We start from the raw sequence: 16,891 nt of genomic DNA on the forward strand, positions 1-16,891 counted from the left end.
GCTTCTTAGCGACGGCAGGAAACGAACTTACGGACAAGCTGGAGCACTCCATAGAGCGCACCTCGCCCCGAGGGTGGAGCGCATTTAGTGCATTACGTTCTCATGGGAGTGGCGGGCTTCTTCGGAAGCACGCGGGGACCTCGGAGCGAAAAGGCCCCGGTCCACGACGCGCGGGAACGGGGCCTCCAAGACAGCTCAGGTCAGCGGCGTGCGTCAGGTGCACCACACGCGTGTGTCACTGTCCCTTGCTCAGATTTCGTGACGGATGAGCCAGAACACCGCCGTCTGGTGTGACACCGGGAAGTAGACGACGTAGAGGCTGTGGTAGTCCTTCGCGCCCGGGGCCACCGGCTCGCTCGCGTAGTAGCGCGCCACCTGCGCCACCTCCGTGCCGTTGCCCAGCGCACCCGGCAGCGCCGCCACCAGCTCCGGGAAGAACTGCTGCACGTGGCTGCCAAACTCCGCGTACGTCAGGTCCGGCTGGCGCTCGAACTGGAGGTTCTGGTTCGCGCTCAGCGCGGGGATGGACGCGAACGCCCCTTCCGCCACGCGGTCCAGGGACACCGGCGTCGTGCCGGCCACGGAGGGCACGTTGAGCGCCCACAATGACTCGTCACACCAGTTCTCACCCGTCTTGCAGCGCGTGTGGCCCGCCGCCTGCGCCGCCTGGAGCGTGCTGCTCAGCGGAAGCTGCGTGAGGGGCAGGGGCCCCGCGCCGTAGTAGCGGTAGTAGAAGTCCTTGCACACCGGCCACATCTTCGTGGTGAAGGCCGCCTCGCCGTCCGCGCACCAGGGCTTCGCGCCGGAGGACACGACACAGTTCTCCACGAAGGCGTCGTGCGCGTCCTGCGCATCCGTGCACTGCGGGAGCGCCTGCGCGGGCGTCACGTGCTGCACCTCCACCACGCTCTCGTCACACACCTCGATGCGCGTGGCCACGTCCAGGTCGCACGCCGTGAACAGCGACGGCTCCGCGCACGCGCTGTTGAGGCAGCCCAGCACCAGGCGGAACTGCTTGCCCGCGCCCGTGCCGGTGCTCACCACCGCCAGGTATTCGCCGCCCTGCGCCAGCGTCAGGCTGTTCACCTTGCTGAGCTGGCCGTAGCCCGCGTCGTCGTCCTGCGCGCGCAGCGTGGTGCCGTAGCTGCCGTTCGCGTTCTTCGGGCCGTAGATGAACAGGCCCGTGTCCAGGCCCATGCTGCTGCCCCCGTGCGTCACCTCCAGGCGCACCTGCGCGCCGGCGGCCACCTTGAAGTTGAAGGACAGGTACTGCGGGTTCGTCGTGAAGCTCGTCTGCACGAAGCTGTTGAGCCCCAGCGGGCCCAGGAACGCCGTGCTGTCCACGATGTCGCCGCTGGACGGCGCGGGCGGCGGATACAGCACCGACTGCTCGCTCGTGCCGACCTCCGAGGCTTCGGTGTCCTCCACCGGCTCCTGCGACGGACCGCACGCCACCAGCAACAACGACGGCAGGAGCCACGACGACATCCGGTTCCACGCGTGACGCATGAGGCACTTCCTTGGCTTGGGGGAGACAGGGGGCGACCCCGGCGCGTGTTTCACACCCGGGGTCGGACGTTCAAGTCACAACCGGTTCACGGAAAGAGACGTGACCTCTTGGAACCACGTCGCGTAGGGCGTGTTGCGCACGAGGTGCCGGTTGAAGTCCCGGGCCCCGTCGGTCCACCACGGCGCGCCCCGTTCGCCCAGGCCCACCTTGGCGCGGTGGACGCGGGCGCGGGCGCGGCGTTCGGCCTCCGCGTCCTTCGCGCGCTTTGCCCGGCCCACGTCGGCGCGGGCCCGCATCAGCGCGGCCACCAGCAGTTCGCGCTGCCGGGGCCCGAGCGCCGGGTTGGAGCGGCGCCACAGCCGTCCCTCCACCACCAGGTAGCGTCCGTCCGGGGTGGTGGGGGGCGGCGCGTGCGTCACGGCACCGCGGGGAAGAGGAAGCGCAGCACGTCACCGAAGCGCGCGGACCAGGCCGCCTCGTTGTGCTGGCCGCCCTGCACCACGGTGTACTTCAGGTCGCTGTCCAGCACCCAGCCCTTGGCCACCAGTGCGTCGCGCAGCGCCTGGGCATCCGCCACCGTCTCCGCCTGGCTGCCGGAGCCCTCGTTGGTGCCGATGTCCTCCCAGATGCGCAGCGCGGGCTTCGCGCCCAGCGCCTCCACCGTGCGCACGATGTCCCGGTCCGCCCACCACACGGACGGCGACACCACGCCCAGGCGTCCGAAGACCTCCGGGTGCTTCAGGCCCAGCGACAGCGACACCAGCCCGCCCAGCGACGAGCCCGCGAGCCCGGTGGACTCCGGCCCCGTCTTCGTCCGGAACTCCGCGTCGATGCGCGGCTTCAGGTCGTTGATGAGGAACTGGCCGTAGGCGTCCGCGCGGCCCGCGTCCGGGTATTGGGGCGGGAAGGGCACCGGCGTGTACTCCGCGATGCGGTCGGACGTGTTGTAGACGCCCACGATGATGAGCGGCTCCACCTGCCCGCCCTCCACCAGCGTCTGCGCCGTCTCATCCACGTTCCACTCGCCCGCGAACGCGGTGACGACGTCCATCAGGTTCTGGCCGTCGTGCATGTAGAGCACCGGGTAGCGGCGCTGGGCATTCGCCTCATAGCCGGGCGGCAGCCAGACGATGACGTCGCGCGGCTTCAGCGTGGTGTCCGTGGGCGTCACGGCGCGCAGGTAGCGCACGTCGCCGGTGAGCGTGGGGTCGAGCGGCGGCGGGGTCGAGAGGTCCGCCCAGCCCTCCACCACCACGGACACGCGCTCGTAGCCCGTGCCCGTCGTGAAGGTGTGGTTGGCCACCTCCGCGCCCGTGGCGCTCTTCTCCACCGTCTCCCACGAACCGCGCGTCACCTTGAACTCCAGGGCCGAAGCCACCGGGAAGGTGACGGCACCGGCATAGGCGTTGTCCACGGCCTTGAAGAGCTCCACCTCCGCGCCGTTCCAGTTGCCCAGCTCCGACTGGTTGCCGGACAACCACACCCGGGCCTCCCGGGGCGTGATGTCCGGCGTCTTCACGATGAACACGGTCCGAGCGCCTGTCTCCCCCTCCGCCGGTCCAAAGCGTTCCACCGCGAGTGCGACACTCTCCTCGTTCTTCTGGGCCGTGACGGTGCGGTCCGCCTCCGGGGCCCCCGCGGCGTCGAGCGCCACCCGGGCGACGGGCGCCGTCATCCGCACCGCGTAGGTGAAGGCGGTGCCCTTGGGCAGGCGGGCCTTCAGGCTGAACACCCGGCCGCCCTGGTAGACCATCTCCAGGCCCGGTCCGTCGGGGCCCCCGAACGTGGCGCTGGGGCCGGTGAGGTAGATGGCGGCGTCGGCTGGCGTCTCCGGCGGCACCGTCAGGTCGAACTGCACGTCGGAGAAGAGCTGCTCGGCCGGGACCTGGGAGTCGGAGTGACAGCCCCAGAGGGCCACGAGGCCCAGGACGAGCAGGAGGACGGGCCGTGAGGGCCGGGAGAATGACGAGGAAGACATCGGCGGTGGAGCCTCCGGGGGCCGCGAACAGGGCCCCACGCGAAGGCGCACCGTAGCAGCGACCTCCGACAACGTCAGGCAGGCCCCCGGACGCGGGGGAAGTGTCCCGGGGGGACACCCACTTGGCAGATGGCGGACAGTGCCTACCTTGCGCCGCGCACAGCGGGCACTGGGACGAATACTCCCGGCCCCCTCAAGCGAAGGAGTCGCACCACATGAAGAAGCTGACGCTGCTGGCCGTGACGCTGGGTTCGCTGGTCGTGGGCGCGGGCTGCCACCGCAACACCCGTGACGAGGCCAAGGACGACGTGGAGGAGGCCGGCGACAAGGTGAAGGACACCGCCGAGGACGCCGCCGACGCCACGGGCGACGCGGCCGAGAAGGCCGGCGACAAGATCGAGGACGCCACCGACAAGTAGGACGTCGCAAGCGGAGGCCCGTGGGTCCGGGGCGGTTGACCGGGGACGGGTCGGGCCGCGCTGACGTGGACACCCTGGACGCCGGTCACCTTGCGGGGTGCCCGGTCTCCGGGGTGTCGTCGTTTCCGGCCCGGGCCGTCAGCCGGGGGCCGCGCCCAGGACCCAGTGGCGCTTCACGGTCCACCCCAGGAAGCACCGCGCTCCCGGGGGCGCGTCCTTCATCTGTCCCCCGCTCACCGCGTGGCGCAGTCCGAGCATGGCGGGCGCGAGTCGCTGCGCGAGGTCACTTCTCCGCTGCGAGAGCCGGGTCTCCACGTCCTGGAGGAAGGCCGGATGGGTCGCCTCGGGCCGGAGTGAGAGGAAGAACAGCATGTGCCGCCAGGCGTAGGCGGCGTTCTTCACGTTCCGGAGCCTGGAGCGATACGCGGGTGGACGCGCCTCCAGCAGCTCGCACGCGCGCGTGAAACAGCGGAGCGCCAGCGCTTCCAGGTGGGGTTCGAGCACGGGCCGCAGGTCCAGGGCCTCCACCAGCGTCGCCAGGTTGTGGGTGGTGAGGATCTGCGCCTGCTCGATGATGCGGCCGTTCGCCGCGACACTCCACTGCGCGCTGCCTTCGCCATCCTTCGCGCGGGCCGTGCACAGGGCCGCGAAGGCTTCCGAGGTCCTGGGTCCATGGCTGGAGCGCTTCGTGTCGTTCATCACCTGGAGCGCGGAGGGCAGGTCGTAGTAGCGCGCGTACAGCGTCCCCGCGAGCTGCTCCTCCGCCTGACGCGCGGCCTCCAGATACTTCTCCGTGAAGGCACCCATGAAGATGTCCGCGGCCAGCTCATCCACCACCGGCACCTGGAGGTCCGCGCCCTTGAGCAGGGCCCTGACCTCCTGGAGCAGCTTGTTGGGCAGGAGCACTTCCGGGAACGAAGTCAGCGTGAGCCGCACCAACTGCTCCAGGGTCCGCCTGGACGCTGTCTCCGCCGCGAGCCCCAGCTTCCGGTACGCGTCGATGGCGGCCACCCAGGGCAGCTCCTCCAACTTCACCTGGGACTCCAGGTTCAGGAGCAGCAGCGAGCGCCGCCGGCGGAACGCCGTGTACAGGGCTGAGTAGAGCGAGCGCAGGGAAGGCTGGGAGATGCCGAGCGCCCGGACCTGCGCGGACAGTTGCGGAACGACGCGGGCGAGCGTCTCGCTGGAGCGGATGAGGCGCTGCTCGACCAGCGTCTCCACGGGGGCGTTCAGCGAGAGCCGCAGCTTGTGCTCGATGCTGGCGGGGAAGGCGAAGCCCTTCACGGGCGCGGTCAGTGCATCGAGTGAGTCGAGCCCCGCGTCCCCGGGCAGTCCGTCCATCCGGCGCAGGGCCTCCCGGGCGAAGTCCACGCCGCTCGGGCGTTCAAGCTGCTCCCGCTGTCTCGTGCGAAGGGCGTCCAGGCGCTCGGAGCCCGGAAGGCCGCGCGCCTGGGAGATGGCTTCGAGGACGCCGCGCACGCGCCGCGCCTGCCCTGGGAGGAGGGGCGCGCGCGCCCGGAGCGCATCCTTGAGCACGGTGTGGAGCCGGCCGAAGTTGAGCTGGGGTTTGCGGGGCCAGGCGCACAGGGTGTGTTCCGCGAGCGCGCGGTCGATGTTGGAGAGCAGGGCGCGCGCACGCGGCTCGAAGTCCGCGTCGAAGTGGAAGCCCGGAGGGGCTTCGCGCAAGGCCCCCGCCCAGAGCGCCACGAGGCGGTCATACAGGGGCGTCCACACCCGCGCGGACTCCCACTGTCGCTGGAGCTCCGGACGCGGACGGACCCGCGCGAGCGCTCCTCGCGTCTGCTCCACATCCCGCACGTGGACGAACGCGGTGTCCGCCTGGGGCGTCGCGGCCGGCACCGGGTAGAAGCGCAGGCGCGGGAAGAACGGCGCCAGTTGGTCGAGCAGGTTTCGCGCGCGCTCCGCCTGGTCATGGTCGAGCAGCCACGCCACCACGAGCAGCGCGCCCTCTTCGGGGACCTGGATGCGATAGCCGCCCGTCTGGAGCATCCGCCGCAGCTCCGCGAGCCCCTCCTCGCCCAGGTACCACGCGTTCAGCGCCGCCCGCGCGCTGCCGGTGTCCTCCCGTTGGAGCCGGGACAGCAATGCCTGCTCATGCGGTTGCAGCGCCCCTTCCGCCAGCAGGCGCCCGGTGGCGAAGCCGCCCTTGGCGACTTCCAGCGTCGCCCAGGCGGGGACGTCCGCCACGGGCACGCGCGAGCCGACGCTCAGCGTGCCCTGGAGCATGCCGGAGAAGACCTCCGTCCAGGCGCGAACCTTGTCCTGTGCGCGGGCCCGCGCATCCGCGTCCGGGTGCTCCTGGCTCGTCTGGAGCGCCCGGGCGAGCTGCCCGAGAGGATATTGCGTCCCGATCTCCACCTCGCCGCTGCCATCGTCCTTGCGGTCCACCTGGATCCCCTCGCGTCCACGCACTGCGCCGGCCACCGGCAGTCTCGCCCAGGACGCGCCGGACGAAAACCCGACTCGCTCGGGAGGGCCGGAGGACTGGCACTGGCGTCGCGTATCGCGGTGGTGAAACCAGAACTAGATCTGGGAATGCGAAATCACATCCTTGTCGAAGCAGTGTCTGGTTTATTGTTTTGTTCCTTTTTCCTGCTGGCTCCCGTCGCGAAGGCGGCGCCGGTGGCGTTGACCTGCGTGGGGGCGGAGGCGGCGGAGTTCACCCCGGGGCTGACGAACACACCGCAACAGGTGTCCTTCGAGGGTCTGGGCGTTTTCGGGTGCGCGGGACTGCCGTTGGGCATCGTCTCCGCGACCATCGAAACCGTGGGGCAGGGCACCCAGAGCTGCCTGGGGGCCAACGCCGACTCCTTGATTGAAATCAAATGGAGTGACGACACCACCAGCCTTGCCGAGGGCAGCACGGTGGTCAGCCTGAAGCCCACGGGCCAGAATGTGGTCGTGCTGACCGCGAAGATCGTGGAAGGCCGATTCGAGGGGGCGACCCTCGTGCGCACCCTGACCCTGCTGAACACCGACCCCACGGGCTGTTTCACTCCCGAGGGCGTCACCCATGTCGCAGGCCCCGCGACCCTCGTGGTGACGAAGGCGCTCTGAGTGCATGGCCGGTAGGGCCGCAGCGAGGACCCTACCGGGCAGGTCCCGGCTTCACGGACAGTTGTGCTCAGCTTGGTCTTCCTGGAAAAATATGTTTCCATCGTACTCCTGTCAGCGTCTCCCAGGAGCGATGCATGTTCGATGTCCACATCGGGTTCATGGACGAGGAGGTCAAGCCCGTCCTCAACCAGTTGCTGAAGCTCAACGAGTCACCTCCGGCGACCTTCGAGTCCGTGATGCACCGGCTCTTCCTGGTGAACCGGGACCGGCCCATCTACGTCATCGAGCGTGACGACATCCTGAATGGCAGCAGCCTCTTCCAGATGATCGAGCATCAGTATTCGCTGCCCTGGGACTACAAGGTGGTCGCGGTGCTGCCGGAGACCCGGGAGCAGGAGCTGCCGGCACTCAAGGTGGCCCGGCGAGGCAAGGACGACAAGGGCCTGGAGTTCGCGTCCCTCATCGCGAAGAAGCTGTCCAAGGCGGCCCAGGATTCGGATTTCGCCGGCCAGGTCACCGCGCTGTGGAATTCGGGGAACAAGACCAAGCTCGCCTTCAAGGGGCAGATGGCCTACACGGTCTACGCCTTCAATTGCAAAAGCAGCGCGGTGGACCACCGCAACCCCGTGGTCATCGTGCGCGCGCCGGAGATGGGCCTTCAGCCGGAGCTCATCCGGCTGAACCTGAAGACCATCATGCTGGCGTTGGGGCAGATCAAACTGCCCGGCAACAAGTCCGACCGCAGCGCCGCGAACGTCTACATGTACGGGGCGGGCGGCGCGATGGGGAGCGGGACGAAGCCCGGCAAGCTGCAACACATCATGGGCAGCGTCTACATCGGGGCGGAGGTGGACAGCGAGAGCCTGGTGGGCAAGGTGGCGGTGGGCGCGACCCGCAAGGAGCGCACCGTGTCCCTGGGGCAGCGGTGGGTGGGGCTGGTGGCCTTCTCCTGCCCGGACTCGCACATCGTGCTCTACCGGTCCGCGTCCCAGGGCACCCACAAGGAAGCCCTGGACCTGGCGAAGGCTGAGTTCAAGAGCCTGCGCCTGCTGGCGCCCCTGAAGCAGTGCCAGAAGCTCGTCGACAAGCTCTACCCCTCGTATTCCATCAGCCTGACCGCCAGCGACTTCATTGGCGGAGACATCAAGGCCGCGGCCCGGGATCAGGGCCTGGGGGGCGACTGCAACATGGAGGACTACCACGTGCTGCGCATCCTCCATGAGATGCGCTTTGGCGTGGGCATGCCCCAGCTCTTCAACCACGGACTGGCCCGCATCGACTGCGATCCTCCCCACATCCCGCAGGCGCTGTTCACCACGTTCAAGACGTGGGCCCAGGAGGCCCGCTGGACGAAGGCGCACTACGTCGAAGGCATCCTCTGGGGCCTGCGCGGCATCACGTCCGGTTCCGTGAGCTGGGACCATGCGCACTGGGGCTTCAAGGACCGGGTCGCGGCGCTCAACCTGGGGAGCCTGGACAAGTATTTCTATCTGGTGGGCGACCGGGTGCTCTGCCCGTTCTTCACGGAGCTGGCCTGTGACCTGCTGGAGACCTCGGCCACCGCGACGTCGTCGTCGGCGGTCTTCGGCTTCCCCAACGCCGCCGTGGCCAAGTTCAGCACCCTTCAGTACCGGGCGAAGATGATCCAGGCCCTGGGCGTGGCGCTGATTGGCCAGCCCGAAAAGCTGGCCGGGTTGAAGCTCGCGATTGGCGCCTTCATCGACACGTTCGGGGAGATCCTCGAAGACGCCGGGCTCAAGGAGCGCAATTCCGACGTGTGGCCCATCTGGGCCCGGCCCGGCTGGGGCGGCGACAAGTGGAAGGAGGCGGGCTCCTGGGCCGTGGTCCACGTCACGAACGTCGGCACGGCACAGGCCATCACCTCGGTCTGGGATGAGCACTTCCCCATCACGAACGCGCCCAATGGCAACCTGGACCGGGCGCTCTACAAGTCGACGAACATGATGGCGCTGCAGGTGCTCGCGCCGTCGGGTGGCGCGAAGGTCGTCCGCGACCACGCGTGGTCGAACGTGATGAGCGAGCTCACGAACCGGCATGAGAAGGAGTGGAAGCCCCGGCTCGCCGCGAAGGACTGGAGCGAGGTGGACCGGCAGGTGGAGGACCGGCGGCATGCCGCGGACGCGCGCTTCCGGCAGGAGCAGATGGAGGCGCTCGCGGGGGTCATCTCCTTGATCCAGCGGCTGCGGGCCTCGAACTCCTGCAAGCCTCCCTCGCCGTTCATGAACGACGGTCCGCCGCCGCCGCCCCCGAGTGGCACGATGGTCATGGCCTTCTGACGAAAGCGATTGCCCGGTGCCACTTCCCCACATCCAGGACGGCGACATCGTCGTCCCCTCGTACTGGCCCAGCCGTGGCTGGGCGCCGTGGCCGGAGAACCCGGCCTTCCAGGTGGCGGAGCTGCCCCGGGGCTCGCAGATGTTCCAGGCCCTGGAGCGCTACATCAATGGCAACATCCAGGCGCGCTCCTTCCGGGCGAAGAAGGCGGAGCGCACCCGCATGCAGCGGGCGGAGGCCATCCTCAATGACACCACGGGGCGCTACAGCTCCCTGTGGCGGCAGCGCGCCGCCTACCGGCTGAAGGAGAAGCCGGACCTGGGGGGCACCACGCCGCCGCCGGAGTCGGGCCCGGTCGACGTGTCGAAGATCCTCATCATCCAGAACGAGGCGCTCTGGGAGAAATACGAGCACAAGCGCTACCAACTGCGCTCCCGCGCTGGCACCAGCCTGCGCTCCATGGTCGTGGAGCCGGAGCCGACGCGCTCGCAGCCGGGCTACAACACCCTGGCCCCCGTGCAGTGGACCTATTCGGTGGAGCACCCCTGTCCGGGCTGGCGCTCGCTGCCCGTGCTGGATGTGCTGCGCGGCGAGGTGCTGATGTTCCACGGCACCTCCAAGGACGTCATCCCGCTCATCGCCGCCGGAGGCTTCGACCCCAATCGCTGTCAGAACCGGGGAACGGTGACGCCGGACTACGGCCTGCTGGGCAAGGGCGCGTACTTCACGGATTCGTTCTCCAAGTTGATGGTGTACACCGGCTGCAACAAGTGCGGTGAGGCGGAGTGTGATTGCGTGTCCGTGAAGCAGGGGTTGCCCACGAACCGCTACTCGCTCATGTGTCGGGTGGTGCTGGGCAGCCTCAAACGCCGCAAGCCCTACGAAGACCTGTTGTCGGATGAGATCCGCCGCGAGGACCTGGACTCGTTGAATGGCTCCGCCTTCGATTCAGTGATGGGCGTGGGGCCGGACAACCGGGTGGACACGCAGATCAACCCGACCAATGAATTCATCATCAAGGACGCCGCGCAGGCGTACCCGGAGTTCATCATCTACTGGCGCCGGCGAACGCTGACCCCGACCTTCAAGCCGTCGAAGCTGTAGGCGCGTCCACCGTGATACAAGGGAAGGGTGATTTCCGCCCTTCCCGACCCGAGCGCGGAGGCCGCCTCCGAAGGCCGCGCGGGCGTCGCGCGGCTCGCCTTTGAACGCTCCGGTCCGCGCACCGTGGTGCGCACGGCGCTGGCGCACAGCCCGCTGCGGCTGCTCACCCCGCGCAACCACGGCCACGCGGCCTGGGCCTACACAAGCTCCTTCGGCGGCGGGCTGGTGGACGGCGACCACCTGCGGCTGGACGTGGACGTGGCGGCCGGGGCCACGGCGCTGCTCGCGACCCAGGGCTCCAACCGCGTGTATCGCTCCCCCCACGGCTGTCGCAGCGACCTGCACGCGCGCGTGGGCGCGGACGCGCTCTTCGCGTGGGTGCCGGACCCCACCGTCTGTTTCACCGACGCCCGCTATTCCCAGACATTGGATGTCTCACTCGCGGCCGGTGCCTCCCTGGTGCTCGCGGACGTGGTGACGGCCGGGCGCAGTGCCCGGGGCGAACGGTGGGCCTTCCTGCACTACGCCTCGCGCCTGCGCGTCGCGCGGGAAGGCCGCGCGCTGCTGGATGAGAAGTGGGTGTTGGACCCCGCGCACGGTGCGCTGCCGGCGCGCCTGGGCCGCTTCGACGCGCTCGCCACGGTGTTGCTGGTGGGGCCCGCGCTGGCCTCCGCGAGAGAGGGATTGGCCGAGCGGGTGGCGGGCCTGCCGGTGAAGTCGCGCGCGGAGGAGGTCATCTCCGCGAGCCCGCTGGGCGAGGACGGGCTGCTCCTTCGCGTGGCGGCGGTCTCTCTGGAGACCCTGCTCTCCACCACGCGCGAATGGCTGTCATTCCTGCCGGGGCTGCTGGGCGACGATCCGTGGGCCCGCAGGGTGTGAGCCGCCCACGGGGCTGACCTCCGCCGACGGCACCGCCACGCCAGGGCAGGTCTCCCGGGCCCTCCATGCAGGGCCCGGGCGGGGTGTGTCAGTTGTAGCGGGTGAGGTCGAAGGCCTTGTAGTCGGGGTACAGCCGGTCGATGTGCTCCGCCGTCAGGTTGACCAGGTCCTTGTGGCTGTCCGTCTGCCATTCGGCGGTGTTGGCATCCATCAGGCGGCTCTTGCCGTCGGTCTTGTGCAGGCCGATGACGTGGCCTTCCGCGGACTCACCCGCCTTGCGCAGGCCCATCCGGTAGTGGCCGTCCTCCTTCGTGCCGTCGAACAGCTTCTGCGCGAAGGAGCCGCCGTCGATGGGCTCGTAGTCCTGCACGCGCACGCCCGGGTTGCCGCCGCCACGGCCCGTGCGGAAGTCGTCGGTCAGGCTCTGCATCGCGGCCTGCTTGTGGGCGATGGCGTCCTTGTCCTGGTTCAACTGGGCCATCCCCGCCTTGAGGTCCTGGGTCAGCTCGGCGCGCTGCGCCTTCAGGCCCTGGCGCTGCTCCGGCGACAGGGTCGGGTCGGTGAGCAACTCGTTGATCTGCTTGCGCTGCGCGCTCTTGCCCTGGAGCTGCTCCACGCTGCCCTGGAGCTTCGCGATGTCGGACAGGTGTTCGTTGTTCAGCTTCGTGAGGGAGTTGCCCTGGAGCGACTCCGCGTGCTGCTTGTCGATGAGGCTGCCGAAATGGTTGTCGGTCAGCTTGCCGAACGCCTGGGAGCCCTTCTTCGGGTCGCCGCCCGCGTCGATGCCGGTGCGGATCCACTCGGACGTCATCGCGCTGCACACGCCCGCGTCCGTGCCGGAGGGCAGGCCCGGCTTCTGCAACATCGGGTGGCCGCCCTGGTCCGTGTAGCGCAGGATCTCCGAGCCTGGCACTTCGGCCTTCATCTCCTCGGCCACCTTCTGGATTTCAGGGCGCACCGGCGCGGCCTTGCCCTTGCCCGGGGTGCGGCCCATCGCCAGGTCCTGCACTTCGCTCTCGGAGAGCTTCGGCGCCTGCACCTGCGGCCCCTGGAGGTCGTGCGCGTTGATGTTCGGGCGCGACGACGACGAGGACGCCTCCGCGTTCGGCGTGGGCTTCTTGAACGAGTCCCCCTGCGGCGTCTTGTCCGGTCCCGCCGGCTTCACGGGCGCCGTCGGCTTCGACACGGGCTGGGAGCCGGAGGCGTTCTTCCCCGGGGCCACCGTGTTGTCCAGCTTCGGCGGAGCGGCGGGCGCCTTGGGCGTCTTGGGGAGGCTGGGGGGCTTGAAGCTGCTCGACTTGAAGCTCTTCATGGGGGGCCTCGGGGGAGGGGGCGGCCGGATGACACTGGCCGTCTGCCCATCCTGGCCCAGGGTGACGCGTCGCGCTAGGGTCGGGGCCAGTTGACGCATCGCACCCGGACGAAATGAGGGCGTTGGGCTCATGCACCTGTCCCCCCGAGACGTGGACAAGCTGCTGTTGCATCAGGCGGGCGTCGTCGCCCAGAAGCGCCTGGCGCGAGGACTGCGGCTCAACTACCCGGAGGCGATGGCGCTCATCGCCACCCAGTTGCTGGAGTTCATCCGCGACGGCCGCAGCGTGGCGGAGCTGATGGACCTGGGGCGCCGGTTCCTGGGACGCGCGCAGGTGATGGACGGCGTGCCGGAGATGATCGCGGAGGTGCAGGTGGAGGGCACCTTCCCGGACGGCTCCAAGCTCGTGACCGTGCACAACCCCGTGGTGGCGGAGCACGGAGACCTGACGCTGGCGCTCTACGGCAGCTTCCTGCCGGTGCCTTCGCTGGAGCGCTTCACCGTGCCGGCCGCGTCTCCCGAAGGTCCTCCGGGACGGGTGAAGGCGGAGGGCGGCATGCTGGAGTTGAACGCGGGCCGCGAGGCCATCACCCTGCGCATCACGCACCGGGGCGACCGGCCCATCCAGGTGGGCAGCCACTACCCGTTCGCGGAAGTGAACCGCGCGCTGGTGTTCGACCGGGGCCGCGCGTACGGCCACCGGCTGGACATCCCCGCCGGCACGGCGGTGCGCTTCGAGCCGGGCGAGGTGAAGACCGTGTCCCTGGTCCCCATCGCCGGTGAGCAGGTGGTGCGCGGCGGCAACGCGCTGGGCAGCGGCAAGGTGTCCGACGAGGGCCGCGAGCGCCTGCTCCAGGCCGTGCGCGCGCAGGGCTTCGGTCACGAGCCTGAGCTCGGAAACGAGAACGAGAAGCCGGAGGGTCGCTCATGAGCCGAGGAATGGATCGCCGCCACTACGCGGACATGTTCGGCCCCACCACGGGGGACCGGGTGCGGCTGGGCGACACCGGCCTGTGGCTCCAGGTGGAGAAGGACGCCACCGTCTACGGCGACGAGTGCAAGTTCGGCGGCGGCAAGGTGCTGCGCGAAGGCATGGGCCAGCGCGCGGGCGCGGGGGACGCGGACGCGCTCGACTGCGTCATCACCAACGCGCTCGTCGTGGACTGGACGGGCATCTTCAAGGCGGACGTAGGCCTCAAGGGCGGGCGCATCGCCGGCATCGGCAAGGCGGGCAACCCGGACGTCATGGCGGGCGTCACGCCGGGCATGGTGGTGGGCGTCACCACGGAGGTCATCGCGGGAGAGGGGCTCATCCTCACCGCGGGCGGCCTGGACACGCACATCCATTTCATCTGCCCGCAGCAGGCGGACGAAGCCATCGCCAGCGGCATCACCACCTGGGTGGGCGGCGGCACGGGCCCCGCGACGGGCACCAACGCCACCACCTGCACGCCGGGCGTGTGGAACCTCCAGCGGATGTTGGAGGCCACGGACACGCTGCCCCTGAACATCGGCCTCACCGGCAAGGGCAACACGTCCCTGCCGGACGGTCTGTTGGATCAGGTGCGCGCGGGCGCCATCGGGCTCAAGCTGCACGAGGACTGGGGCACCACGCCCGCCGCCATCGACACGTGCCTCACGCTGGCGGACAGCGAGGACGTGCAGGTCACCATCCACACGGACACGCTCAACGAGTCTGGCTACGTGGATGACTCGCTGGCCGCGTTCAAGGGCCGCACCATCCACACGTACCACTCCGAAGGCGCGGGCGGCGGCCACGCCCCGGACATCATCCGCGTGTGCGGCGCGCCCAATGTGCTGCCCAGCTCCACCAACCCCACGCGGCCGTACACGGTGAACACGCTGGATGAGCACCTGGACATGCTCATGGTGTGTCACCACCTGGACCGCGAGATTCCGGAGGACGTGGCCTTCGCGGAGAGCCGCATCCGGGGAGAGACCATCGCCGCGGAGGACATCCTCCACGACCTGGGCGCCATCAGCATGATGGCCTCCGACAGCCAGGCCATGGGCCGCGTGGGCGAGGTCATCACCCGCACGTGGCAGACAGCGCACAAGATGCGCGAGCAGCGAGGCCGCCTCGCGGGCGAGCAGGGTGACAACGACAACCTGCGCATCCGCCGCTACGTGGCGAAGTACACCATCAACCCCGCCATCGCCCACGGGCTGTCCCACGAGGTGGGCTCCGTGGAGGTGGGGAAGCTGGCGGACCTGGTGCTGTGGCGGCCCGCGTTCTTCGGCGCTCGGCCGGAGCTGGTGCTCAAGGGCGGCTTCATCGCGTGGGCGCAGATGGGGGATGCGAACGCGTCCATCCCCACGCCGCAGCCGTACATCATGCGCCCGATGTTCGGCGCGCGTGGCCGGGCCCGGGGCGCCACCAGCATCGCGTTCGTGTCCGGACGCGCGCTGGCGGAAGGCACCGTGCAGGGCCTGGGCCTCACCAAGCGGCTGTCCGCGGTGGTGGGCTGCCGGAAGCTGGGCAAGAAGGACATGCGGCTCAACGATGCCCTGCCGGTCATCACGGTGGATCCGGAGACGTACGAGGTGCGCGCGGATGGAGAGCTCTTGCGCTGCGAACCCGCCACCTGGCTGCCCCTGGCGCAGCGCTACTCGCTGTTCTGAGCGCTACGCCATGGGCACGGGCTGGAGGGTGTTGCAGTTGGCGGACTCCGGGTTTCCCACCGGGGGCTTCGCGCACTCGGGCGGGCTGGAGGCCGCGGTGCAGCAGGGCGAGGTGCGCGGCGTCAGCGACGTGCGCCGCTTCGTGGAGTCGCTGCTGTGGCAGGCGGGGCTGGGTGGCCTGCCGCTGGTGAACGCCGGGTGGCGCGAGCCCGCGTCGCTGCCCGCGTGGGACGCGAGGGCGGACGTGTTCCTGTCCAACCACGTCGCGCACCGGGCCAGCCGCACGCAGGGCCGGGCCTTCCTGGACACCTGCGCGCGCATCTTCCCGGACGCGGTGGGGCCGGTGCGCCAGGCGGCGCGCGCGGCGGGCGTGAAGTTCCACCATGCGCCCGTGTTCGGCGCGGTGCTGTGCGCGCTGGAGGTGGACCTGGAGGACGCGCAGCGGCTGTTCCTGTCGCTCACGCTCCGGGGCGCGCTGTCCGCCGGGGTGCGCATGGGCGTCATCGGCACGCACGAATCGCATCAGGTCCAGCACGGGGCCACGCCGCTGTTGGACACGGTGCTCACGCATTGCGGCGCCCTGGGCGTGGAGGACCTGGCGCAGCCCGCGCCGCTGCTGGACCTCCTGGGCGCTTCGCATGACCGGCTGTATTCGAGGCTGTTCCTGTCCTGAAGGAACGAAGGGAAAGCGACATGCACGACGACGACCACCGCGGCCATGGGCAGGACGGGCACGAGCACACGCACGAGGAGCTGGACCACCCGGGCCACTTCGACGCGCGCGACAAGCCGCACCGGCGCGACTACGCGCAGCGGGCCTTCACGGTAGGGATTGGCGGCCCGGTGGGCAGCGGCAAGACGGCGCTGGTGCTGGCGCTGTGCAAGAAGCTGCGCGACCAGTACCGGCTGGGCGTGGTGACCAATGACATCTTCACCAAGGAGGACGCGGAGTTCCTGGTGCGCAACCAGGCCCTGTCCCCCGAGCGCATCAAGGCGGTGGAGACGGGCGGCTGTCCGCACGCGGCCATCCGCGAGGACATCAGCCACAACCTGCTGGCGCTGGAGCAGTTGATGGAGGAGCTGCACCCGGAGCTGCTCATCGTGGAGAGCGGCGGCGACAACCTGGCCGCGCAGTACAGCCGGGAGCTGGCGGACTACACCGTGTACGTCATCGACGTGGCGGGCGGGGACAAGGTGCCTCGCAAGGGCGGACCGGGCATCACGCAGTCGGACCTGCTGGTCATCAACAAGACGGACCTGGCACCGCACGTGGGCGCGGACCTGGGCGTGATGGACCGCGACGCCCGGAAGATGCGCGGCGAGGGGCCCTTCGTCTTCACCCAGGTCACCCGGGACGTGGGGGTGGACGCCGTGGTCGGTCATCTGCTGGAGGCCTGGCGCCGACGCTAGGTACTGGACGGGCGAGCGACCTGGGCGTCACTCCGGCACCGACAGCCGGGGTGGGTTGTGTACTCTGCCGCCGTGGGCATCCTGGAGCGGGCACGGGTTGAATGGTTCGCGGCGGCGTTCGGACTCGTCGTGGGGATCACGATGGTCTTCGTGCCCTATGAGTTCGGGGCCTCCCTCTTCCAGCGCATCTATCCGCACGTCCGGCCGCTCGGCAGCCTGTTCCTCGTGGGCTCGGCGACGATGCTCGCCGCGATGCTGTACCC

Annotated in this window: 15 protein-coding genes; 10 read left to right on the forward strand and 5 right to left on the reverse strand. The window is 69.6% G+C overall.

All coding sequences use genetic code 11. From position 1 onward, the window contains the following. Nucleotides 1-249: 249 nt before the first annotated feature. The 3 genes from D7V88_RS00595 to D7V88_RS00605 all read right to left on the reverse strand — a co-directional run bounded on the left by D7V88_RS00595 (nucleotide 250) and on the right by D7V88_RS00605 (nucleotide 3,488). Nucleotides 250-1,509 (reverse strand): hypothetical protein, encoded by a 1,260-nt coding sequence (locus D7V88_RS00595; RefSeq protein ID WP_244237883.1) that lies wholly within the window; start codon nucleotides 1,507-1,509, stop codon nucleotides 250-252. A gap of 75 nt (nucleotides 1,510-1,584) precedes the next feature. After that, a complete protein-coding gene (locus D7V88_RS00600) occupies nucleotides 1,585-1,929 on the reverse strand; it encodes a hypothetical protein (protein ID WP_120538614.1) in 345 nt (114 codons plus the stop codon). Next, nucleotides 1,926-3,488 (reverse strand): alpha/beta hydrolase-fold protein, encoded by a 1,563-nt coding sequence (locus D7V88_RS00605; RefSeq protein ID WP_120538615.1) that lies wholly within the window; start codon nucleotides 3,486-3,488, stop codon nucleotides 1,926-1,928. Before D7V88_RS00605 ends, D7V88_RS00600 begins: the two co-directional genes overlap by 4 nt. A 215-nt stretch (nucleotides 3,489-3,703) precedes the next feature. Here D7V88_RS00605 and D7V88_RS00610 point away from each other — a divergent pair, with 215 nt between their 5' ends. Then, nucleotides 3,704-3,907, forward strand: coding sequence for a YtxH domain-containing protein (locus D7V88_RS00610; RefSeq protein ID WP_120538616.1), 204 nt, complete (start codon nucleotides 3,704-3,706; stop codon nucleotides 3,905-3,907). Between the two features lie 138 nt (nucleotides 3,908-4,045). Here D7V88_RS00610 and D7V88_RS00615 read toward each other — a convergent pair whose 3' ends face one another. Then, nucleotides 4,046-6,316, reverse strand: coding sequence for a hypothetical protein (locus D7V88_RS00615; RefSeq protein ID WP_244237884.1), 2,271 nt, complete (start codon nucleotides 6,314-6,316; stop codon nucleotides 4,046-4,048). Between the two features lie 147 nt (nucleotides 6,317-6,463). On the opposite strand from D7V88_RS00615, the gene D7V88_RS00620 reads away from it, so the two are divergent. The 4 genes from D7V88_RS00620 to D7V88_RS00635 all read left to right on the forward strand — a co-directional run bounded on the left by D7V88_RS00620 (nucleotide 6,464) and on the right by D7V88_RS00635 (nucleotide 11,263). Beyond that, nucleotides 6,464-6,985, forward strand: coding sequence for a hypothetical protein (locus D7V88_RS00620; protein WP_147448548.1), 522 nt, complete (start codon nucleotides 6,464-6,466; stop codon nucleotides 6,983-6,985). Between the two features lie 134 nt (nucleotides 6,986-7,119). Further along, complete coding sequence (locus tag D7V88_RS00625) at nucleotides 7,120-9,282, forward strand: hypothetical protein (protein ID WP_120538618.1); 2,163 nt, start codon at nucleotides 7,120-7,122, stop codon at nucleotides 9,280-9,282. A 16-nt stretch (nucleotides 9,283-9,298) separates the two neighbouring features. Further along, complete coding sequence (locus D7V88_RS00630; RefSeq protein WP_120538619.1) at nucleotides 9,299-10,384, forward strand: PARP domain-containing protein; 1,086 nt, start codon at nucleotides 9,299-9,301, stop codon at nucleotides 10,382-10,384. A gap of 27 nt (nucleotides 10,385-10,411) precedes the next feature. Then, entirely contained in the window at nucleotides 10,412-11,263 is an 852-nt protein-coding gene (locus D7V88_RS00635; protein WP_341870645.1) for an urease accessory protein UreD, read from the forward strand. Between the two features lie 88 nt (nucleotides 11,264-11,351). On the opposite strand, the gene D7V88_RS00640 is transcribed toward D7V88_RS00635, so the two are convergent. Next, nucleotides 11,352-12,575 carry a hypothetical protein gene (locus tag D7V88_RS00640; protein WP_120538620.1) on the reverse strand — a complete coding sequence of 408 codons (1,224 nt, stop codon included), beginning with the start codon at nucleotides 12,573-12,575 and terminating at the stop codon, nucleotides 11,352-11,354. A 130-nt stretch (nucleotides 12,576-12,705) separates the two neighbouring features. Here D7V88_RS00640 and ureA point away from each other — a divergent pair, with 130 nt between their 5' ends. From ureA to D7V88_RS00665, 5 genes are all read left to right on the forward strand, one after another. Next, the gene (gene ureA / locus D7V88_RS00645) at nucleotides 12,706-13,506 is read left to right on the forward strand and encodes an urease subunit gamma (RefSeq protein WP_120538621.1); all 801 of its coding nucleotides are present in this window, start codon (nucleotides 12,706-12,708) and stop codon (nucleotides 13,504-13,506) included. Next, nucleotides 13,503-15,218: an urease subunit alpha gene (gene ureC / locus D7V88_RS00650; RefSeq protein WP_120538622.1), complete on the forward strand. Its 1,716-nt coding sequence runs from the start codon at nucleotides 13,503-13,505 to the stop codon at nucleotides 15,216-15,218. The genes ureA and ureC overlap by 4 nt, the downstream gene beginning before the upstream one ends. A 10-nt stretch (nucleotides 15,219-15,228) precedes the next feature. Beyond that, nucleotides 15,229-15,891 (forward strand): urease accessory protein UreF, encoded by a 663-nt coding sequence (locus tag D7V88_RS00655; RefSeq protein WP_120538623.1) that lies wholly within the window; start codon nucleotides 15,229-15,231, stop codon nucleotides 15,889-15,891. 20 nt (nucleotides 15,892-15,911) lie between these two features. Next, on the forward strand, nucleotides 15,912-16,628 hold the full coding sequence (gene ureG, locus D7V88_RS00660; protein ID WP_120538624.1) for an urease accessory protein UreG: 717 nt from the start codon (nucleotides 15,912-15,914) through the stop codon (nucleotides 16,626-16,628). Between the two features lie 72 nt (nucleotides 16,629-16,700). Further along, the coding region (locus tag D7V88_RS00665; protein WP_208726046.1) for a hypothetical protein at nucleotides 16,701-16,891 on the forward strand (191 nt) is incomplete at its 3' end.

Origin of the sequence: Corallococcus terminator, from assembly GCF_003611635.1 — a bacterium.
GTDB lineage: Bacteria > Myxococcota > Myxococcia > Myxococcales > Myxococcaceae > Corallococcus > Corallococcus terminator.